This window comes from Rheinheimera sp. UJ51 (assembly GCF_020819615.1).
In the GTDB taxonomy this organism is placed as follows: domain Bacteria; phylum Pseudomonadota; class Gammaproteobacteria; order Enterobacterales; family Alteromonadaceae; genus Alishewanella; species Alishewanella maricola.
The window spans coordinates 1-19,115 of the sequence record NZ_JAJHOG010000007.1; the positions used below are offsets into that span (position 1 = coordinate 1).

Below are 19,115 nucleotides of genomic sequence, written 5' to 3' on the forward strand. Positions count from 1 at the left end.
GCGTCCTACTTCTTACTACCTGGACGCCGAGAGCGATGTTATCCTCGCTGCCTAAAGTCGAGTAAGCAGAAATACCCTGTCCGAAAGAAAAATGCCGGCCAGCTTAACTGACCGGCATTAGGCTTAAAGCCGCTTTTTTCTGCTATTGGGCTACTTACTGTGCTTTAACGATATCCAATAATTCTACTTCGAATACCAAGACGCTATGTGGTGCAATAGTGCCCATATCACGTTCGCCGTAAGCTAATTCTGACGGAATAGTGAAACGGAACTTAGAGCCTACATTCATTAACTGCACGCCTTCAGTCCAACCTGGAATAACGCGATTCAATGGGAACTCAATTGGCTCGCCACGCTCTACTGAACTGTCAAAAACTGTACCGTCGGTTAAAGTACCGGTGTAGTGTACTTTGACGGTGTCAGTTGCAACAGGCTTAGCGCCATCAGCAGCTTGTATCACTTCATACTGTAAACCTGATTCAGTTACCATCACGCCTTCTTTCTTGGCATTTTCAGCTAAGAAGGCATCACCTGCGGCTTTCGCTGATGCGGCTGAAGCTTCAGCAATTTTCGCCTGCTCTGCACGGTACGTTTCATCTAACGCGGTTAATAGCGCTTGGATATCTTCTTCCGATACTTCAGATTTACCGGCCATACCATCTTGCACGCCACGTAAAATTAACGCAGAGTCTAATGGAATAGCAATTTTGCTGTATTCATCTACGGTGCTTTGTAAATAACGGCCCGCAGATACGCCTAAGCTATAAGCTTGTTTCGCTTGTTCTGTTTCCATTACTGGAGCCACTTCAGCTTTTTCTTCTTTGTTACAAGCGCTCAGCGTTAACAACGCTACAGCAACCAGAGTCAGTTTAGTTTTAACGCGCATTCTTTTCTCCAAAGTTTAGCAGTGCAATTGCTAAAATATGATTTAATAAGGGACTATTCGCCCCGCTATACTAACGCTTTGTTTGGATGAGGTTAACACCTAAGATGAAATATCCTGTGCTTTTCCTTAGTTTATTACTCAGTGCCTGCAGCAAGGTAGAAACGACCCCTGTGGAGCAATGGCCTCATGTTGCCAACGTAAGCTATGCCGCAGCCCTGTCTTCAGATGGCAAATATGCGGTGGTCTCATCCGTACAAGACGGCATTGCGTTTTGGGATCTGCAGCAAAACGCCTTAAAGTATCAATGGCGACATGAAGAAGCCAGTGACAATTTAGTGCTTAATTTGGCACTAAGTGAAGATAACAGCCACGTATTAACGGCAGATCAACACACTTTTGCGCTTTGGCGCACGGCAGATGGTAAAAATGTTGGGTATTGGCAAACCGACCAACACAGCATTCGCGATATTGCTATTTCGAACAATGGCGCCCATCTTCTGATTGGCAAAAGCGATAATACCGTGCAACACATTACGTTGAGCAGTGGCCGTCGCTTAGATTTTATCGGTCATACCGAACGCATCAATAGCGTGGCCATGTCACCAAACGGTCGCTATGCCTTAACGGGTAGCAATGATTACAATGCCTACCTGTGGGACACTCAGACCGCGCAAATTCGATATAGTTTCACGCATCCCAGTCGAGTAACTAAAGTCGCCTTGGATCCACAAGGGCGTTTCGCCTTTACTGCCGATAGCCAACATTTAGCGCAAATTTGGGATATACAAACAGGACAACTTGTCAGCCAATTGCAAATGCTCACAAGGCAGCAAGTATTCAGTGCCGTTCGATTTAGCGCTGATGGGCGTTTTTTATTAACCGGCGCGCCAACACGTAACCTCGTGTTATGGGAGGTCAAAACCGGTCGCGAGATCCAACGCTGGCGGGTTTCTCCACGCGTTGGCAGCCGACCTGAAAGTGCCGTAGTGCATGCAGTCGCTTTTCTTGATGCACAGCGTATAATTAGCGAAAGCTCCAGTGGCTTAGCCGAAGTATGGAAAATAACCAATGAGTAGTGAACCCATAGATATTCAGTTACATCTGATTGAACTGGAAAGCAAAATTGCTTTTCAAGAAGATACGGTTAACTGCTTACACGAAGAATTATTAGCGCATCAAAAACGTATTGATCAATTGCAACGCCAAATTTTAACTCTGGCAGAGAAACTACAGCAATTACCGCAAGACAGTGAAATCTTACGTCCTGAGGAAGAGCCGCCACCGCCGCACTATTAATTGCTTGGCAAGTGGATTATTCTGGTTTAAACACACCAATGACCATCTCGTTGCTGCGGGTTGATTTTGCGACCTGCTGCTCGGGTTGGGTCATTTGATGACCACAAGCCACGCATTCCACCTTCTCAACATTATTTTCGATAAATAAACTCATGGTGTCTTGCGCTTTACATTGTGGGCAACTTGCGCCAGCGATGAAGCGTTTCTTTTTGCGCTGCGTCATTTAGATCCTCATGGGTTATAGGCAGAGTAAAAGGCAAATTTCACGAACTGCCCTTGGCTTATCTGGGATATAGCGTAAAATTGCCCACCTAGTTCACTGTTACAAGGAAAAACATGATCCAGTTACAGCAGGTCGAATTACGCCGCGGTATTAATGCGTTATTCAGTGGGGCCGATCTTACCGTATTTCCAGGACAAAAGGTGGGAATTGTCGGTGCAAATGGCTGCGGTAAATCAAGCCTGTTTGCGTTATTGCTCGGAAAACTGCACGCCGACAGTGGTAACGTTAACCTGCCCGCTGGCTGGGTTATCGCCACCGTAGCGCAAGAAACCCCTGCTCTGGATTGTTCCGCCCTAGACTATGTGCTGCAAGGTGATGAGCAACTTTTCCCGCTATTAATCAAAGCGCGTAGTCAGTGTAGTGAAAGCGATTTAGCGGCAGTACATCAACAAATTGAAGCGCTTGATGGTTATCGAGCGGAAGCGAAAGCCGGTATTCTGTTAGCGGGTTTAGGCTTTAGTGGCGATGCCCAACAACACCCCGTAAAGTCTTTTTCGGGTGGTTGGCGTATGCGGATGAACTTAGCACGCGCACTGATGAAACCTGCGGATCTGCTTTTGCTGGATGAACCGACCAACCACCTTGATTTAGATGCCGTGCTTTGGTTAGAAAAGTACCTCACTAATTATCCGGGCACCTTATTACTGATCAGCCACGACCGCGATTTTCTTGATGCTGTCACCGATAACATTGTGCATATTGAGCGACAAACCGTTACCTTGTACAAAGGCAATTACAGCCAGTTTGAGCGCCAGCGAGCCGAACAATTATCGCAGCATCAATCGAATTTTGAAAAGCAGCAACGCCAAGTTGCTCACTTACAACAATTTATTGACCGTTTTAAAGCTCAAGCCACTAAAGCACGCCAAGCACAAAGCCGCATTAAAGCGCTAGAACGCATGACCATATTGGCGCCCGCCCATATTGACTCACCGTTTAACTTTAGTTTTCGCGATCCTAAGGCCTTACCTAATCCGTTACTGAAAATGGAAAACGTGCAAGCCGGCTACAGTGACAAGGTTATTTTAAGTAATATTAATTTTCAGCTATTACCTGGCAGTCGTATTGGTTTACTGGGTCGTAATGGTGCGGGTAAATCTACCCTGATTAAGATGCTTTCTGGCGAGCTAACACCGAAAAGTGGTGAAGTGTGGTATGCCAATGGCGTTAGCTTAGGCTACTTTGCGCAGCATCAACTAGAAACGCTTAGACCACAAGATTCGCCGCTGCAACATCTGGTGCGGTTAGACCCCTTAGTACCCGAACAAAAGCTCCGCGATTTTCTGGGTGGCTTTGGTTTTCATGGCGATAAAGCTTTAGAAGCCTGTGCGCCCTTTTCTGGCGGCGAAAAAGCCCGTTTAGTGTTGGCACTGTTAGTCTATCAACGACCTAACTTATTGTTACTTGATGAACCCACCAACCACTTAGACTTAGAAATGCGCGAAGCCATCGTTATGGCGTTACAAGACTTTGCTGGGGCTATTGTTGTGGTGTCGCATGATCGGCATTTACTGAGCAGCACTACCGATGAGTTTTATTTGGTAGCACATGGCAAAGTGGCGCCATTTGAAGGCGATTTGCAAGACTATTACCAGTGGATGCAACAAGATGCCCGGCAAACCCAAGCCGCCGCACTTGATAATAACGCACCCACCAGCAATAGTGCGGTGCAGCGCAAAGACACAAAACGCTTAGAAGCTGAGCTTCGTAATGTACTGCGGCCATTAAAGCAACAAATCGACAAATTAGAACAACGCCAGCAACAACTTGCCGCCCTACTTGCCGATATAGAACAACAACTGGCCGACCCGGCCATTTATGATGCAGAGCAAAAAGCTCAGCTTACCGCGTTACTTAGCAAACAAAGCAGCGCCAGTGCCGAGCAAGACCAAGTAGAAGAGCAATGGTTTATGGCACAAGAGCAATGGGAGCAAAAAACCAGTAGCTTCTGGGCAGCAAATGGCCAATAAGCCCATAGACGAGCCGTTACTTAGCCTAGACAGTGCCCTGCTCTGGCAATTTAGCCTGGCCGTTTATCCACAGCTAAAAACGCTTTGCTTACGCTGGCAAAATGACTATCACGCCAACATCAATGTGCTGTTGGCGTTAAGTTTAGCCGAGCAGCAACACTGGCAGCTGGCTCCGTTTAGCCTAGCAGCAGCGCTTAAGGCGTTAACCCCATTAAACAGCCAAATTACCCAAGGCTTTCGCCAGCAGCGTAGCCAATTAGCCTGTTTAGGCCTCAGCGCAGCGCAACAGCAACAATTGAAACAAGGCTTGCTGCAAGCCGAATTAGTGGCCGAACAACTGGAGCAGCAACTGTTAGTGGCGCAGCTACGCTTTCATGCCAAGAACAATGCCGATAACCTTAGTGATTACCTGCAGCAATTGCAGGTACCTTCATCAGCGCAATTAAGGCGTGAATTAATTGATCTACGTCAAGCCAGCGCACAGTTCGTGGCGAGCTTGTCTTAAAGCTTGATCCAGATCACAGCTGGCCTAGATAGCCAAGACTACACTTTGTTTGTCACAAGCAAAGAGGGTTTTCTGATGAACATTTGGCATGAGTTTCTAAACGATCCGGTGGTTTTTATTTCTTTTGCAGGGTTAGCCATTGTTATTGGTTTATGCATTTTTTATGCGGTTTATTTTATTTATAAAATTGAAACTGCTGAAGAATAATTTACCCGTTGCCTAGGTTTCCAAATATTGTAATTTGTCGGCTACACCATTCCAGGCATCCGCATCGGCTGGTGCCGCTTGTACCGTGCGAATATTTGGCCAAACCTCAGCTAACGCTGCATTGAGGGCAATAAAGTCGCGCTGCTCGGTCGGAACTTTATCTTCTTGGAAAATCGCGTTCGCGGGGCATTCTGGCTCACACAAACCACAATCAATACAGATGGTTGGGCTAATAACTAACAAATTCGGCCCTTCAAAAAAAGCATCTACTGGGCACACCGCCACACAGTCTGTAAATTTACATTTGATACAGTTTTCGCCTACCACAAATGCCATGTTACACCCCTCTTACTAAAACAGATGCTGATCATACTGCAGCAGCCACGAAAAACAACTGAGCAACGCAAGACAATCGCAAACGAATACGGACAACCGAGCCGAGATCACGTAAAATAACGCTTTTTAGCTGGCACCTTGCCTTGCTTAGACTTTCAGCGATTATCAGCAGGATTGTTATGTTGCGTTTAACCGAAATTAAAATACCTTTGCACCATCAGGATGAAAACGCCGAGTTACGTACTGCCGTACTCACTAAATTGGGCGTGGCTGATGCTGATGTGCGACACATCACGGTCTTTAAGCGCGGAATTGATGCTCGCAAAAAAATGGCGATCCAACTGACCTATACGCTGGATATTGATGTGGCACAAGAAGCCGCTTTATTGGCGCGCTTTAGCAAAGACCCGCATGTTCGCCCCACACCCGATACTCAATACAAATTTGTGGCAGAGGCTCCGGCTGAACTTAGCACACGCCCCATCGTGGTGGGTTTAGGCCCTTGTGGTTTATTTGCGGGGTTATTATTAGCACAAATGGACTTTAAACCGATTATTTTGGAACGTGGCAAAGCGGTACGTGAACGCACTAAAGACACCTTCGGTTTTTGGCGCGGTCAAGAGCTTAACCCTGAGTCGAATGTGCAATATGGTGAAGGCGGAGCCGGTACTTTTTCTGATGGTAAACTGTATAGCCAAGTCAAAGATCCGAAACATTACGGGCGTAAAGTGTTAACTGAATTTGTCAGCGCCGGCGCCCCTGCAGAAATTATGTATGTGAGTAAACCGCACATCGGTACCTACAAACTGGTGGGTGTGGTCGAAAAAATGCGTGCGAGCATTATTGCACTAGGTGGCGAGATCCGCTTTAACAGCCGAGTCGAGCAGTTGCATATCACTGATGAGCAACTAGAGGGTGTCACCCTGAATAACGGTGATTACTTAGCGTGTCAGCATCTGATATTGGCTATCGGCCACAGCGCGCGTGACACCTTTCAAATGCTGTATGATGCGGGAGTGTATGTTGAAGCCAAGCCGTTTTCGGTTGGCTTTCGCATCGAGCATGAACAATCTATGATTGATTCCTGTCGTTGGGGCCCTAGCGCAGGCCACCCTATCTTAGGCGCGGCCGACTACAAGTTGGTACATCATTGCCAAAACGGACGTACCGTTTACAGTTTCTGTATGTGTCCTGGTGGCACTGTAGTCGCTGCGGCGTCTGAAACAGGCGGAGTTGTGACCAATGGCATGAGCCAATACTCGCGGCATGAACGCAATGCCAACAGTGCTATCGTGGTCGGTATTCATCCCGAGCAAGATTATCCTGGGCATCCATTGGCCGGTATCGATTTGCAGCGTAAGTTAGAACAAGCCGCATTTAAACTGGGCGGTGAAGATTATCGGGCGCCAGCGCAATTAATTGGCGATTTCTTAAAAGGCCAATCGTCTGCTGAATTGGGTGAAGTACAACCGTCTTATACCCCGGGAATAAAACTAACCGATTTAGCGGGCTTACTGCCCGACTATGCCACCGCTGCCATTCGTGAAGCGATCCCCGCTTTTGAGCAGCAAATTCGTGGCTTTGCCAAGGCGGATGGTTTACTGACCGCAGTAGAAACTCGCACCTCCTCGCCCATCTGTATTAAACGCGGCGCCGATTTTCAAAGCGTCAATATCAAAGGTTTGTTTCCAGCAGGTGAAGGCGCAGGCTATGCGGGGGGTATTTTATCCGCAGCGATAGATGGCATCAAAGTAGCAGAAGCTTTAGCACTAGATTTACTCGCTACACATCAGGCATAAGATCGCTGCGCTGAGCACTCGGTTCAGCGCAGCAATATTTCAAACTGACGTTATTTTTTACAACAACGCTTGTGCTTTTGCCAGAGAGTAGCCATTATGATATTCAATACGTCATTTAGTCACTGAAGTTTGTATGCCTTTGCTAAATTTGTTCATTGCGCTTTTTTATCTGAGTCTGTTGTTAACAACAGAAGCAGGTCATGCGCATGACCAAAGATTATCACCATTGGCTGACAGTCAGTTTCAAGCACTAACACAACAAACTCCAACCTATAATTATGCGGTCACCAACGCCGAGCCAGAACCGGATGAGGCGGAAGTTGCCAGCACTATTGCGCAAGTACTCAGCATTATTAATTTGCCAGTTGTCGTTTCTGGTTATGCTGCGCCTTGGTTAGCATTCACGAGCAGCCCAGATACCGCTCGCGCTCCCCCCGCTTTACTCCACATCTGATTTTAATCGTTTAATTCTGTTATTAATTCGGCGCGGCCTCTGCGTGCCTCTATGTGTGAGTATTTATCATGAAAAAATTAGCCTTATTTAATTTAGAAAACGTCGATCATTTAATGCAACCAGCCGACTTCGCCCAAGCGACGCTGCAATCACCTGCCACCAGTGTATTTACGGACTTTAAACACAGCGAGCCGACCATTATTGCCGGTGATACCACAGCAGCTGATGCACTGCTGATGATGCAACAAGAACGCAGCCCATTAAAACTGGTGGTGGATGATCGTAATGAGCTAACTGGCTTGATCCACATTGAACAGTTATCTGAACAAGCCATTATGCGTCAGGTGATTTTAGGTGCGGATCGGCGTGAGTTAAAAATTCGTGATTTAATGCGGCCACGTGATCGCATCAAAGCTTTAGCGTATCAACAGCTGCAAAACTGCACCATTGCCGACATTATCAATACGCTGCAATCTAGCGGGGAACAATATTGCGTGGTGGTTGACCGTGACCAACATCATATTCGTGGTTTGATCCATGCTCAAGATTTAGCACGCCGCTTAAAAATGCCAGTGGCCATCCGCCAACAACCGACCTTTTTAAGTATTTTCGATAGTTTATACGCTTAACCTTTCAGGTATGCGGGCTGCTGTGTTTCTCCGAGCAAGGTGGCCCGCTTTTTTATTGCAACACGGTGTTGGCAGTCGTTAAACTAACGACATGCCAGTATCTCCCCGAATTCAACGCCAATATTATCGTAACGGCCCACCGCATCGCAGTGGCGCTGATGTTAGCTTTGCCGATCTCGTAGCCATATTTGGTTTTAACAGTATCCATATCGGCCGCTGGGTTACCGCGGCAGAGCAACAACTCGCCGCCAACTTATTCTTTGATGCCTTTTGTGATTTACAGCAAATGCTGCAGGTACCTGCAGAAGTCATTTCATTAAAAGGAAGTTTGGCACTGACGTTTGGCATTGGCGGCCAACCCGGTGTGGCCGCTTTTTATCAACCACAAGGCCGTATCTTGGCACTGGCTAAAAATGCCGGTGGTGGCAGTTTAGCCCATGAGTGGTTTCATGCTTTTGATCATTTCGTCGCGGCAAAAAGCTTTAGCGTGGCCGCGCCAACAGGCCGCTTTGCCAGTCGCATGTGGCTAGATAACCTCCCCTTAAAAGTGCATCCATTAACCCTGTTGCTTGAAGAGGCCTTTCAGCTACTGTACCTCAGCCCAGATAAACAAAACCCTAGCGCGTTTTTTCAACATTGCCATCAATTGGATCAGGCCCGGCAACGTGCTTATTTGGCTTTGCCAGAAGAAATGGCCGCTCGTGCTTTTGAAACAGTGCTGCAAAGCCAGCCACTTAAGAACAGTTTTTTGGTGTCTGGTACACAGAAAAGTGCTGCAGCGAAGCTTGGTATTTATCCAGATACCACTTTAACCGCAGCATTAAGCCATTACTGGCTCAGTTACTTTAAACAACTTGGCGCCAGCTTAATGCTAGCCAGCCATGCTTAATTGGGCTTAGCTTCTAACCAGCGATTGCCACCCTGCCGCTTTGCTTGATACATCGCTTGGTCTGCTGTGGCCATCAGCTGTTCGGTATTGGCGCCGCCGCTAGGATACAAAGCCACCCCAATACTGCTGGTGACATGAATCGCATGCTGTTTAAACAAGATAGGTTTCGCTAAAGCAAGCCGTATTTGCTCAGCAATAGCGAACACCACGTTGTACTCATCTAACTTTGATAACAAGATAACAAATTCATCGCCACCAAAACGCGCCACCGTATCGCTATGCCGAATACAGCGTTGAATGCGTTTTGCCACTTCCTGCAACACGCTATCACCCGCCGCATGACCTAACTGATCATTGATGGGTTTGAAATTGTCTAAGTCGAGATAAAACAAGGCTAAACAGCCATTATGTCGAGGCAATGCCGCTAAAGCTTGTTGGCAGCGATCTTTAAACAGTTCTCGTTTGGGGAGCTGGGTTAGCTCATCGTATAAAGCACTGTAATGTAAACGCGACAATAATTCTTTTCGCTCGATGGCGATAGCAATATGCTGACCAATAAACTCAATCAGTTCACTATCGGCAAAACCGGTGGCCCCAGGCTCTGTTGGCAGTTGTACCGCTAACACACCCAATGTTTTAGCCGACGCTTTTAACGGCACCCCTAACCAACCCTGCTGATCGGGTACTAATTGCTGATGCGGTGCAGTGGGTTGTTGCAGCACGCCACAACAAAATTGTTCAGCACCTGCCTGCTCTGCTGCGTTTGTTTGCTCTAAATTTATGTAGGGTAGGTACAATTCAGCGGCGTTGGCACCTCGGGCAATAACAATACTGCGTAAAGGCATCAGACTGGCAATAATGTGTTGCAACTGTTGATAGAGGGCAAACAGATCATCGGCCGTAAAAGCGGCTTCTGAAATAGCATACATTGCCGCTTGCCGTGCTTCAGTCTGCTTTAATTGGGTGATATCACGCGCTACAGCCACTCGCTGTTGTTTGTCATTAGACCAACGCGCCGACCATAACAGATAGACCACTTGACCATCTTTACGAATATAACGGTTTTCAAAGTCGATAACGACTTGGCCTTGGTTAATAGCTTGCGCTGCGTCTAGGGTTTTTTGCCGATCATCAGGATGAATAAAGTTGAACATTGACTGCCCAAGCATTTCCTCTGGCTTATAACCAAAAATACGCTCGGCGCCCTGACTTAAAAACTCAAAACATCCATGCTGATCAACAGCACAAACCGCATCGAGTAATAAATCAATGTAGTGACTTAACGCAGTGTACAGAGGAGAAGTCATAACAGCTCATATAACAATCTATAATCGGTAATTAGCCTAACACAATTCGGTTTAATCTTAAGATTAAAGTCGATGCCAAACCTAAATATAGTTAAGCCCTATCCCCTTAAAAATTCAAGCTAGGTTAACTGCTGAATTAACTGCTGACAATTACGCCAAACCAACGCGTAAATAGTCAGCTGCGGATTAACCCCCAAACTGCTTGGTAAGATAGAGCCATCAAATATCGACAGGTTTTCCAGTTGAAAATGTCGGCCAAAACTATCAACTACCCCATCCTGCTCTTTTGCGCTCATATTACATCCTCCCATCACATGGGCGGATACCACGGTTTGTTTCAGTGGTTTTAACGCTAAATTGTGAATAGCTTGCCGCGCCTCTGACCAGCTACGATAAGCTTGCGCGTCATGGTGGATCGGCAAAACCTGTTTGGCACCGGCGGCGAATTGTAACTCGGCCATCGATAACAACGCTTTGCGCATCCCTTGCCATAGGTAATCACTGATCGGGTAATCCAGCAATGGCTGCTCAAATTGATCTAATTGGACATGCCCCCCTTGGCTATCTGGGTGAAAGCCGTCGCGTAACAACGCAATGGTGACTTGAAGATGGTCAAATTGCTGCATTAATTGCGCATGCTGCTCGGCGAAGCCCGTTAACTTCGTCGCCATTAAAACCGGATGTACGGGGGGCACTTCCAGTTTATAACCGATGTGTTCTTTATCTTGTGGCCAAACAAACTGATCAGAATAAATAGATTGCGGCGCGCCTTGATGACCGGCAATACGCTCGTCAAATATGGCACCCGAAATGACACTCGGATGTAAATAAGTATGCTTACCCAACCGTTTGGAAGGATCGGGTACCTTCGAGCGAAGTAACAACGCCGGAGAACCTATGGCCCCCGCCGCAACAATATAATGCTTGGCACTGATCGTGACGTTAATGCCTTTTTGCGGCTGAAAATAAGCATTAACAGGCAATGCACTGAGACTGTGTATTGTGTTTCCTTGCCAGTTTAATTGCCTTACCGACAAACGAGAGAGTAATGTTGCCCCTTGCGCCAGCGCTGCAGGAATAGTGCTAACCAACATCGATTGTTTGGCGTTTATCGGGCAACCAAAACCACAATAGCCAAGATTCGCGCAACCATTCACATTACGACTAATGACACCAGAGTGCCAACCTAATGCCGTGCAACCTCGCTGCAACTGCTGGTTGTTCGCATTAGGTGCCAGCGACCAAGGCTGCATATTTAAACGCTGTTCCGCTAAAGCAAAATAAGGGATCAGACTTTGCTCCGCTTGAAACGCTAAACCAAATTGCTGTTGCCAGTAATCTAGGGTGGCCGCTGGCGTACGAAATGACGATGTCCAATTGACTGTGGTTGACCCCCCCACCGTACGACCTTGTAAAATACTGATCGCTTGGTCACGCGTTTTACGAGCCGCACCTTCTTGATAAAGCTGCGGATAAGCCCAGCGCTCTTCCATGACAAAATCTTCACGCTGATACCATGCGCCTTCCTCCACTAACAACACCTGAAAACCGGCTGCGGTAAGTTGCTCGGCGGCAATGCCGCCGCCTGCACCGGAGCCGATAATCACCACATCTGCACTATAATGCTGATCGTGCGTTAAAGTACTGGCATCAATATGTTTCACTGTCATTAGCGAAATCTCGGGGCTTGATATGGCAGCGCGACCCAATGCTCGGGTTGACCATAGTAAGCGCCGTACAACAGCTCTCTTAGCCCATGATAAGCTTGCTGTAACAATTGCAAGTAACTATCACGCCAAGCCGCTAACAGGCTCAAACGTTGTGGCAAAGATAAACTCGTTAAACGGCTAAGATGCCCGGTTAAACCCAGTTGAGTTAGGCGCTGGGCAAGCAGATTAAACAACTGATGTAATTCTTGTTGCTGACGTAACGGCAAGAAAGGGATGAAATCGGCAATGGCCGTTTTAGTGCGTATCAGCTCCGCTTCTGCTAAAGTCGCAGCTGTGGGTAAGGCTCCCAATAATAAAGCCGGTAATAACGCTGATAGCACAAGATCTCGGTTAGCGTGGTTTGGGGTAAAGCTGTGCTGCCAACCCCAAACGCCAATCCCTAGGCTTGATGCAGCAGCAACAGCGATACCGGATAAAATAAATTGTCTTCGTTGCATAGTGCTGCACCTAAATATCATTAATGATTCATTGTTTACTAGGATACCGCCTTTTGCAAGCTCAGATCAGACCAGTTTATACCAGCAGCTTTAAAGCACCGTGGTGGCTAAAGCATGCTCACCTGCAAACCATTTTCGCAAAGTACTTAAGCCCAAAAGCTCGGCTCAGTAGCCAAGCAGAATTATTTACCCTCAGCGATGGCGATGAACTGCAATTAAATTGGACAGAATTACCCAAGGCGACGGATACGCGGCCTTTAGTGGTGCTCTTACACGGTTTAGCGGGCAATATCGATAGCCATTATATTCAAGGGTTACTCACAGAACTAAAACAGCGCAATTGGCCTGCCGTGTTAATGCATTTTCGTGGCTGCCATGGCCAACCAAATAAATTACCACGCGCTTATCATAGTGGTGATACCGGTGACTTTGCCGAAGTCATCACGCAAATACAGCAACGCTTTCCGCTAATGCCGATCAGCGCTGTCGGCTTTTCGCTCGGCGCCAATGTGTTAGTCAAATATTGTGGTGAGCAAGGCGGGGCGAATCTACTTAAAGCTGCGGTGGCCGTTTGCCCGCCCTTAGCGCTATCTGCCAGTGCCAAACGCATCAATAGCGGCAGCAGCAAGGTGTACCAACGCTATTTATTAAGCCGTTTAAAAGCCAGTACCGAGCAGAAACTGGCGTCACATGCTAACTTTCCCTTACCGCTAACCCTTGAGCAAATTCGCAGTTTTAGCAGTATTGAACAGTTTGATCAGCATTATACTGCACCAATACATGGTTTTCGTGATGCACAAGATTATTATCAAAAAGCCAGCGGCAAAGCGTTCTTGCGGCATATTCAAATTCCCACCTTGGTGATCCATGCCCATGACGATCCTTTTTTAAGTGATGCCGTGATCCCTAAACCAACAGACTTAAGCGCCAGTGTACACTACGAACTGAGCCAACATGGTGGACATGTTGGCTTTGTGACGGGTGGCAGCCCCTTTAAACCGGTATTCTGGCTTAACCAGCGGATCCCCGCCTTCATTAAGCAGCAACTTAACCTATGATTATTTCTTATACCGATATCGACCCCACCACGTTAGATAACTTAATTGAAAGCTTTGTGCTGCGCGAAGGCACCGATTACGGTGAGCAAGAAGTGTCCTTAGCGGCCAAGGTGCAAGCTATCCGGCGGCAACTAAAAGCAGGTGAGGTTTTGATTGTCTATTCTGAGTTAGACGAAACAGTCAACCTGATGTCTAAACAGCATTTTATGCAACAACAAGCCGCTGAAGGCTCAATGTAGAACCTAGCCCATACCGCAATAAAGGAGCGATAAACGATTATGTGGGAATATAAAATTATTGATTCTGCCAACGCTGGAAAAACTGGCTTTCTTAGAGGGCGAACGGTAGAGCAAGCTGAAGCTTACTTAAATGCATTAGGGGAAGAAGGTTGGGAGATTATCGATATCGACTTTCAAATGGACCCCACGATGCCTGGCGGCCCAACGCATTTTCACGGTATTGCAAAGCGTGCGAAGTCATAATCGTCTTCTGCCATTCCCACTGGCAACAACGGAGACATAGCGCCAACTTTGCATCAATGTCATTAACGAGACAAAGAAAGCCGCGAGGACTTGCGCAATACAAACCAGAACCTGCGGCTTAAAAAGCAAAAAGCCAACCTTACGAGGTTGGCTTTTTTAATAACGCGCAGTAATTACAGCTGAGGGCCAGCAGCAACTAAGGCTTTACCTTCGGCATTGTCAGTAAACTTTTCAAAGTTCTTAACAAAACGGCTGGCCAGATCTTGAGCTTTCACTTCCCAATCAGCCGCATTGGCATACGTCATACGCGGATCCAAAATACCATCTTCAACATCGTGCAGATGTTTTGGCATGGCTAAATTAAAGTAAGGCAATTGCACAAACTCTGCGTTCTCGATACTGCCATCTAGAATAGCGTCGATAATAGCTCGCGTCGCTTTAATCGAAATGCGCTTGCCAGAACCATTCCAACCGGTATTCACTAAATAAGCTTCAGCGCCTGCTGCTGCCATCCGCTTACCTAATACTTCCGCATATTGCGTTGGGTGCAGGCTTAAAAAAGCCGCACCAAAACAGCTAGAGAAGGTTGGCGTTGGCTCAGTAATGCCACGCTCGGTGCCTGCCAGTTTCGCCGTAAAACCAGACAAGAAGTGGTACTTCGCTTGTTCTTTGGTTAATTTTGATACCGGTGGTAACACGCCAAAGGCATCCGCCGTTAAGAAAATGACTTTTTTCGCATGACCCGCTTTGGATACAGGTGTCACGATATTATCGATATGATAAATCGGATAAGAGACACGCGTGTTTTCGGTTTTAGAACCATCGTTGTAATCAATCTTACCGTCAGCTGCGACCGTGACGTTCTCTAACAAGGCATCACGACGGATAGCATTGAAGATATCAGGTTCATTCTCTTTCGATAGGTTGATCGTTTTGGCGTAACAGCCGCCTTCAAAGTTAAATACACCAGCGTCATCCCAACCGTGTTCATCGTCACCAATTAATTGACGTTTTGGATCAGTTGATAACGTTGTTTTACCCGTGCCTGATAACCCGAAGAAGACAGCAACATCGCCTGCCGCACCTACGTTGGCCGAACAGTGCATCGAAGCGATACCTTGCAGCGGTAAAAAGTAGTTCATCATAGAGAACATACCTTTTTTCATTTCGCCGCCGTACCATGTGCCACCAATTAACTGAATACGCTCAGTTAGGTTAAAAGCCACAAAGTTTTCTGAATTTAAGCCATGCTTCTGCCAATCAGGATTAGTACATTTCGCGCCATTCATCACAATAAAATCAGGCTTGTAGGTCGCTAACTCAGCGTCTGTTGGGCGAATAAACATGTTTTTAACGAAATGCGCTTGCCACGCCACTTCAGTGATAAAACGAACGGCTAAGCGAGTATCGGCATTCGCACCACAGTAGGTATCAACAACAAATAAACGCTTACCTGATAATTGCTTGGTGACCAGCGCTTTTAAGTCGGTCCATACTTCAGTGCTAATAGGCTTGTTGTCATTTTTACCTTGATCAGACCACCAAACCGTATCGCGTGTAGTGTCATCTCGAACGATGTATTTATCTTTAGGAGAACGACCGGTAAAAATACCCGTATCAACCGATACGGCGCCTGACTCTGTGAGTTTACCTTTTTCATACCCAGTTAAATCACTACGTGTTTCTTCCGCGAATAGTAAATCATATGAAGGGTTGTAAATGACTTCCGCGACATCCGTGATGCCGTATTGGCCCAGATCCAGATCGGACATGTTGTTGACTCCTAGGGTACTGTAGGTAAAGGTGCGTCTCTAGCGGACTATTTAAATTTTGTTGCGTTTTGAACAAACGGCTGAAATTTGTTCAAAAAACACCTGATAAGCATAGCGTTTTTCAAACATAAAAGATAGCGATTATTGACAAGCAATCGGGCTGTAAGCCAATAACAGCAAGGGCTGCAGCCTGTTGCTTACTTACAGAATTTGGTAATTTAATTACAGGATCCGCGTAGTGCTCTTTGCGCGAATTAAGTCTGACCAAGGAGCCGCAGCTTGACCTATCACCATAAAATCTGGATTGGCTAGGGTTTCACGCTGATTGTAACTCAGCGGGGCAAATTGACTGTCGAGGATTTTACCACCGGCCTCTTCAACGATGACATGCACCGCGCCCGTATCCCATTCACCGGTTGGACCTAGCCGTAAATAACAATCGGCTTTACCTTCAGCAACCAAACAGCTTTTTAAAGAGCAGCTACCCAGCGGGATATACTCGACCTGTTGTGTCACACTGAGCAAATCCATGATCGGTTGTCGTGGTTGGCGACGACTTACCGCAATACGCAGCTGTTCACCGGCTTGATGTTGATGTACAGCGATGCGTTTAATTAAGTTTGCCTGCTGCTTAAAAGCACCATTGCCGCGCGTTGCGTAATAAATAACGTCTTCTTTTGGCCAGTAAATCACCCCTAGCGCTGGCCAGCCATGTTCCACTAAAGCGATGCTCACGGCAAAATCGCCACTACGGGCCACAAATTCTTGCGTACCGTCCATAGGATCAATTAACCAATAACGTGGCCAATCTGAACGCTGCGCTAAAGGAACCAGATGTGTTTCTTCTGAGATGATCGGGATATCGGGCGTTAAGGCCGATAATTGTGCAATGATATGGGCATTAGCCGCCAGATCAGCGGTGGTGACCGGACTGCTGTCACTTTTTTGTTGTTCGGTAAAATTACCAGTTTGGTACATTTCCCACAAAATGGCACCCGCTTCACGGGCTGTCGTTTTTACAGGTTCCAGCAGTTTGCTTAAAAACATCCGGATTCGCTTCCAAATACTGTTGTGCCAGCAACAAGGCAGCTACGCTGCGTGCTTCGGTAAAATCGGCCTGTTGCAGCAATAAATCCGTTTGCTGACGTGACCAGCTCACTAGCTCCAGTGGCTCTGGCTCATCGCCAGCCAGACGCTCCACGTATAAATCGAAGGCTAATACTATATGCATTGTAGCATTAAAATAGCCTGGGGCTAAAGCCAGAGATTTTAATTGCACGAAGCGCTTCGCGCCAAAACCAATCTCTTCTTTGAGTTCACGATTAGCCGCTGTCACCACGTCTTCACCAGGATCAATCAAGCCTTTAGGGAAGCCAAGTTGATAATCATGGGTGCCTGCCGAGTATTCACGTACCAGATAAAAATTATCGGGATCAGGGCAAGCAATAATCATTACTGCACCACGATTACTGCCACGCATTCTTTCGTAAGTGCGCTCTACCCCATTGCTAAACCGTAACTCTAATTGCTCAATTTTAAACAATCGACTTTGAGCGACAATTTCCTGCGCAAGAATTTCTGGTTTTTGTTTGTCGCTGTTACGCTGCGTCATACTGGGCTCTCTGGTAAACTTAACATCAAACACTACTATAAAACGATTAATAGGAAAAACCTATGCTGCAATGGTCAGAAATCGACACCGTCTTGCTCGATATGGATGGCACCCTGCTCGATTTGCACTTTGATAATTACTTTTGGCAACAGCATTTACCCCTGCGCTGGGCTGAAATTAGCGGTATCAGCCCTCAGCAAGCGGCGGCTGAATTGGCAGAAGAATACCAACGTTTGCAAGGTAAACTAGAATGGTATTGCCTGGATTACTGGGGCAAAAGACTGCAATTACCGATCACCGAATTAAAGCGTGAAATTATCCATAAAATCCAAATGCGCGCAGATGTGCCGGCTTTTCTCACTGCCCTAAAAGCCACCGGGCGACATATTGTGCTGGTGACTAATGCGCATCCTGACAGCTTGTCTTTAAAGCTCGAACGCACTGATCTTGCTAACTATATTGAAGAGTTAATCTCGACGCATGAGTTTAGCGTAACGAAAGAAAGCCAACTGCTCTGGCAAAAACTGCAACATCGGTTAGGTTTTGATGTTAATCGAACCTTATTCGTTGATGACAGCTTAGCCATTTTACAAGCCGCAGAACAGTTTGGTATTAAGCATCTATTGGCGGTGGCTAACCCAGACAGTCAAAAACCGCATAATAGCTTCAGTGACTATGCTGCGGTTACCGATTACCACCAACTGCTACCGGCTATTTATGAGAGCCGCCATCAAAAGTTTAATGAATAACGGCCATTCGCATCCGGCTGCCCGACAAAGCGCATCGCTTGATGCACCTCTTCGGGTAAGTCGGCCGCCGGTTTTAGGCTGCCCTGTACCGTCAAACGACCATTTGGCTTGATACTCGCGCGAATATCTAAGGACAGCACGTTATTGGCATCGGTTACCAGCACCGGCAGATCCTGCTCACAACTGAGATCGGCATGTAATTGCTGTAAATCTAGCCATTGCCCTGTTGGCGGTTGTAGCTTGGCATCAAGCCATGACGCCTGGCCCTGCAATTGCTGACACGCACCTTGTCTTAAATTAAGTTGGTCTATTTGCAACAGCAAATTCCCCGTAGCTTGCACGGGTAGCGGTAATTGCAACATCGGCACCACGGATGCCACAGGCATTTTTAATAAGGATTGCTGCAGTTGCATCCCGCTAAAACCTGCAATTAAAGTGCCTTGCATGTAAGGCTGCTGCTCTTGCTGCACACTGCCGGCTTGAAACCTAACTTTGGCTCGCAGCGTCAATAATGACCATGGCGCGAGTTGCCATTCTAATGTCGGTAACACGAGGTTTTGATAAGCGATACCTTGTACTTCGCCGCGCCATAATGTGCCAGTAACCGTGCCTAACTGCACAGTAGCCGGTAAGGGCGCTAAGCGAAGCCACCAACTGGCTGGCGTCAGAACGAACATAAAAACACTATAAGCCAGCAAACAAACTAAAACATAC

23 protein-coding genes are annotated in these 19,115 nt (G+C 46.9%); 13 read left to right on the plus strand and 10 right to left on the minus strand.

Annotated elements, in window-relative coordinates; translation table 11 throughout:
• Window positions 1-154 precede the first annotated feature (154 nt).
• Window positions 155-793 carry an FKBP-type peptidyl-prolyl cis-trans isomerase gene (locus LMJ53_RS10360; protein WP_226751443.1) on the minus strand — a complete coding sequence of 213 codons (639 nt, stop codon included), beginning with the start codon at window positions 791-793 and terminating at the stop codon, window positions 155-157.
• 197 nt (window positions 794-990) lie between these two features.
• On the opposite strand from LMJ53_RS10360, the gene LMJ53_RS10365 reads away from it, so the two are divergent.
• Complete coding sequence (locus tag LMJ53_RS10365) at window positions 991-1,962, plus strand: WD40 repeat domain-containing protein (protein ID WP_229585989.1); 972 nt, start codon at window positions 991-993, stop codon at window positions 1,960-1,962.
• On the plus strand, window positions 1,955-2,182 hold the full coding sequence (locus LMJ53_RS10370; protein WP_226751290.1) for a SlyX family protein: 228 nt from the start codon (window positions 1,955-1,957) through the stop codon (window positions 2,180-2,182). Before LMJ53_RS10365 ends, LMJ53_RS10370 begins: the two co-directional genes overlap by 8 nt.
• A 16-nt stretch (window positions 2,183-2,198) precedes the next feature.
• On the opposite strand, the gene LMJ53_RS10375 is transcribed toward LMJ53_RS10370, so the two are convergent.
• Window positions 2,199-2,405, minus strand: a complete 207-nt coding sequence (locus LMJ53_RS10375) for a YheV family putative zinc ribbon protein (RefSeq protein ID WP_229585990.1) — start codon at window positions 2,403-2,405, stop codon at window positions 2,199-2,201.
• Window positions 2,406-2,518: 113 nt separating this feature from the next.
• Here LMJ53_RS10375 and LMJ53_RS10380 point away from each other — a divergent pair, with 113 nt between their 5' ends.
• From LMJ53_RS10380 to LMJ53_RS10390, 3 genes are all read left to right on the plus strand, one after another.
• Window positions 2,519-4,435, plus strand: a complete 1,917-nt coding sequence (locus LMJ53_RS10380; protein ID WP_229585991.1) for an ATP-binding cassette domain-containing protein — start codon at window positions 2,519-2,521, stop codon at window positions 4,433-4,435.
• Window positions 4,425-4,940 (plus strand): DUF2390 domain-containing protein, encoded by a 516-nt coding sequence (locus tag LMJ53_RS10385; protein ID WP_229585992.1) that lies wholly within the window; start codon window positions 4,425-4,427, stop codon window positions 4,938-4,940. The genes LMJ53_RS10380 and LMJ53_RS10385 overlap by 11 nt, the downstream gene beginning before the upstream one ends.
• Before the next feature lie 75 nt (window positions 4,941-5,015).
• Complete coding sequence (locus tag LMJ53_RS10390; RefSeq protein ID WP_229585993.1) at window positions 5,016-5,147, plus strand: DUF3149 domain-containing protein; 132 nt, start codon at window positions 5,016-5,018, stop codon at window positions 5,145-5,147.
• 12 nt (window positions 5,148-5,159) lie between these two features.
• Here the strand turns inward: LMJ53_RS10390 and fdxA are convergent, their stop codons facing one another.
• A complete protein-coding gene (fdxA, locus tag LMJ53_RS10395) occupies window positions 5,160-5,483 on the minus strand; it encodes a ferredoxin FdxA (protein ID WP_229585994.1) in 324 nt (107 codons plus the stop codon).
• A 179-nt stretch (window positions 5,484-5,662) separates the two neighbouring features.
• Between fdxA and LMJ53_RS10400 the strand changes: the two genes are divergently transcribed.
• From LMJ53_RS10400 to LMJ53_RS10415, 4 genes are all read left to right on the plus strand, one after another.
• Window positions 5,663-7,282 (plus strand): NAD(P)/FAD-dependent oxidoreductase, encoded by a 1,620-nt coding sequence (locus tag LMJ53_RS10400; protein WP_229585995.1) that lies wholly within the window; start codon window positions 5,663-5,665, stop codon window positions 7,280-7,282.
• A gap of 226 nt (window positions 7,283-7,508) precedes the next feature.
• Entirely contained in the window at window positions 7,509-7,736 is a 228-nt protein-coding gene (locus LMJ53_RS10405; RefSeq protein WP_229585996.1) for a hypothetical protein, read from the plus strand.
• A 68-nt stretch (window positions 7,737-7,804) separates the two neighbouring features.
• Window positions 7,805-8,365, plus strand: a complete 561-nt coding sequence (locus LMJ53_RS10410; RefSeq protein ID WP_229585997.1) for a CBS domain-containing protein — start codon at window positions 7,805-7,807, stop codon at window positions 8,363-8,365.
• A gap of 91 nt (window positions 8,366-8,456) precedes the next feature.
• On the plus strand, window positions 8,457-9,254 hold the full coding sequence (locus LMJ53_RS10415) for a CLCA_X family protein (protein WP_229585998.1): 798 nt from the start codon (window positions 8,457-8,459) through the stop codon (window positions 9,252-9,254).
• Here the strand turns inward: LMJ53_RS10415 and LMJ53_RS10420 are convergent.
• The 3 genes from LMJ53_RS10420 to LMJ53_RS10430 form a co-directional block, all read right to left on the minus strand.
• Entirely contained in the window at window positions 9,251-10,561 is a 1,311-nt protein-coding gene (locus LMJ53_RS10420; protein WP_229585999.1) for a diguanylate cyclase domain-containing protein, read from the minus strand. The genes LMJ53_RS10415 and LMJ53_RS10420 overlap by 4 nt on opposite strands.
• Before the next feature lie 119 nt (window positions 10,562-10,680).
• Complete coding sequence (locus LMJ53_RS10425; RefSeq protein WP_229586000.1) at window positions 10,681-12,231, minus strand: GMC family oxidoreductase; 1,551 nt, start codon at window positions 12,229-12,231, stop codon at window positions 10,681-10,683.
• On the minus strand, window positions 12,231-12,728 hold the full coding sequence (locus tag LMJ53_RS10430; protein WP_229586001.1) for a hypothetical protein: 498 nt from the start codon (window positions 12,726-12,728) through the stop codon (window positions 12,231-12,233). The genes LMJ53_RS10425 and LMJ53_RS10430 overlap by 1 nt, the downstream gene beginning before the upstream one ends.
• Window positions 12,729-12,781: 53 nt before the next feature.
• Here LMJ53_RS10430 and LMJ53_RS10435 point away from each other — a divergent pair, with 53 nt between their 5' ends.
• The 3 genes from LMJ53_RS10435 to LMJ53_RS10445 are packed head-to-tail and all read left to right on the plus strand — an operon-like array spanning window position 12,782 to window position 14,268.
• Window positions 12,782-13,786, plus strand: coding sequence for a hydrolase (locus LMJ53_RS10435; RefSeq protein ID WP_229586002.1), 1,005 nt, complete (start codon window positions 12,782-12,784; stop codon window positions 13,784-13,786).
• Window positions 13,783-14,025 (plus strand): YheU family protein, encoded by a 243-nt coding sequence (locus tag LMJ53_RS10440; protein ID WP_229586003.1) that lies wholly within the window; start codon window positions 13,783-13,785, stop codon window positions 14,023-14,025. The genes LMJ53_RS10435 and LMJ53_RS10440 overlap by 4 nt, the downstream gene beginning before the upstream one ends.
• A gap of 39 nt (window positions 14,026-14,064) precedes the next feature.
• The gene (locus LMJ53_RS10445) at window positions 14,065-14,268 is read left to right on the plus strand and encodes a DUF4177 domain-containing protein (RefSeq protein WP_229586004.1); all 204 of its coding nucleotides are present in this window, start codon (window positions 14,065-14,067) and stop codon (window positions 14,266-14,268) included.
• A 173-nt stretch (window positions 14,269-14,441) separates the two neighbouring features.
• Here the strand turns inward: LMJ53_RS10445 and pckA are convergent, their stop codons facing one another.
• The 3 genes from pckA to nudE all read right to left on the minus strand — a co-directional run bounded on the left by pckA (window position 14,442) and on the right by nudE (window position 17,652).
• Entirely contained in the window at window positions 14,442-16,040 is a 1,599-nt protein-coding gene (pckA, locus tag LMJ53_RS10450; RefSeq protein ID WP_229586005.1) for a phosphoenolpyruvate carboxykinase (ATP), read from the minus strand.
• 222 nt (window positions 16,041-16,262) lie between these two features.
• Window positions 16,263-17,087 (minus strand): 3'(2'),5'-bisphosphate nucleotidase CysQ, encoded by an 825-nt coding sequence (gene cysQ, locus LMJ53_RS10455; RefSeq protein WP_229586006.1) that lies wholly within the window; start codon window positions 17,085-17,087, stop codon window positions 16,263-16,265.
• Entirely contained in the window at window positions 17,041-17,652 is a 612-nt protein-coding gene (gene nudE / locus LMJ53_RS10460; protein WP_229586007.1) for an ADP compounds hydrolase NudE, read from the minus strand. Before nudE ends, cysQ begins: the two co-directional genes overlap by 47 nt.
• Window positions 17,653-17,714: 62 nt before the next feature.
• Between nudE and yrfG the strand changes: the two genes are divergently transcribed.
• A complete protein-coding gene (gene yrfG, locus LMJ53_RS10465; protein ID WP_229586008.1) occupies window positions 17,715-18,401 on the plus strand; it encodes a GMP/IMP nucleotidase in 687 nt (228 codons plus the stop codon).
• On the opposite strand, the gene LMJ53_RS10470 is transcribed toward yrfG, so the two are convergent.
• Window positions 18,383-19,078 (minus strand): type II secretion system protein N, encoded by a 696-nt coding sequence (locus LMJ53_RS10470; RefSeq protein ID WP_229586009.1) that lies wholly within the window; start codon window positions 19,076-19,078, stop codon window positions 18,383-18,385. The genes yrfG and LMJ53_RS10470 overlap by 19 nt on opposite strands.
• Between the last annotated feature and the right edge of the window lie 37 nt (window positions 19,079-19,115).

Excerpts from the sequence above, each read along its gene's own strand:
- LMJ53_RS10380 (WP_229585991.1), top strand. The coding sequence starts at position 2,519 with ATGATCCAGTTACAGCAGGTCGAATTACGCCGCGGTATTAATGCGTTA.
- LMJ53_RS10415 (WP_229585998.1), top strand. The coding sequence starts at position 8,457 with ATGCCAGTATCTCCCCGAATTCAACGCCAATATTATCGTAACGGCCCA.
- yrfG (WP_229586008.1), top strand. The coding sequence starts at position 17,715 with ATGCTGCAATGGTCAGAAATCGACACCGTCTTGCTCGATATGGATGGC.
- LMJ53_RS10370 (WP_226751290.1), top strand. The coding sequence starts at position 1,955 with ATGAGTAGTGAACCCATAGATATTCAGTTACATCTGATTGAACTGGAA.
- LMJ53_RS10375 (WP_229585990.1), bottom strand. The coding sequence starts at position 2,405 with ATGACGCAGCGCAAAAAGAAACGCTTCATCGCTGGCGCAAGTTGCCCA.
- LMJ53_RS10440 (WP_229586003.1), top strand. The coding sequence starts at position 13,783 with ATGATTATTTCTTATACCGATATCGACCCCACCACGTTAGATAACTTA.
- LMJ53_RS10425 (WP_229586000.1), bottom strand. The coding sequence starts at position 12,231 with ATGACAGTGAAACATATTGATGCCAGTACTTTAACGCACGATCAGCAT.
- pckA (WP_229586005.1), bottom strand. The coding sequence starts at position 16,040 with ATGTCCGATCTGGATCTGGGCCAATACGGCATCACGGATGTCGCGGAA.
- fdxA (WP_229585994.1), bottom strand. The coding sequence starts at position 5,483 with ATGGCATTTGTGGTAGGCGAAAACTGTATCAAATGTAAATTTACAGAC.
- LMJ53_RS10420 (WP_229585999.1), bottom strand. The coding sequence starts at position 10,561 with ATGACTTCTCCTCTGTACACTGCGTTAAGTCACTACATTGATTTATTA.
- LMJ53_RS10470 (WP_229586009.1), bottom strand. The coding sequence starts at position 19,078 with ATGTTCGTTCTGACGCCAGCCAGTTGGTGGCTTCGCTTAGCGCCCTTA.
- nudE (WP_229586007.1), bottom strand. The coding sequence starts at position 17,652 with ATGACGCAGCGTAACAGCGACAAACAAAAACCAGAAATTCTTGCGCAG.
- LMJ53_RS10365 (WP_229585989.1), top strand. The coding sequence starts at position 991 with ATGAAATATCCTGTGCTTTTCCTTAGTTTATTACTCAGTGCCTGCAGC.
- LMJ53_RS10360 (WP_226751443.1), bottom strand. The coding sequence starts at position 793 with ATGGAAACAGAACAAGCGAAACAAGCTTATAGCTTAGGCGTATCTGCG.
- LMJ53_RS10390 (WP_229585993.1), top strand. The coding sequence starts at position 5,016 with ATGAACATTTGGCATGAGTTTCTAAACGATCCGGTGGTTTTTATTTCT.
- LMJ53_RS10410 (WP_229585997.1), top strand. The coding sequence starts at position 7,805 with ATGAAAAAATTAGCCTTATTTAATTTAGAAAACGTCGATCATTTAATG.
- LMJ53_RS10400 (WP_229585995.1), top strand. The coding sequence starts at position 5,663 with ATGTTGCGTTTAACCGAAATTAAAATACCTTTGCACCATCAGGATGAA.
- LMJ53_RS10445 (WP_229586004.1), top strand. The coding sequence starts at position 14,065 with ATGTGGGAATATAAAATTATTGATTCTGCCAACGCTGGAAAAACTGGC.
- LMJ53_RS10385 (WP_229585992.1), top strand. The coding sequence starts at position 4,425 with ATGGCCAATAAGCCCATAGACGAGCCGTTACTTAGCCTAGACAGTGCC.
- cysQ (WP_229586006.1), bottom strand. The coding sequence starts at position 17,087 with ATGTTTTTAAGCAAACTGCTGGAACCTGTAAAAACGACAGCCCGTGAA.
- LMJ53_RS10430 (WP_229586001.1), bottom strand. The coding sequence starts at position 12,728 with ATGCAACGAAGACAATTTATTTTATCCGGTATCGCTGTTGCTGCTGCA.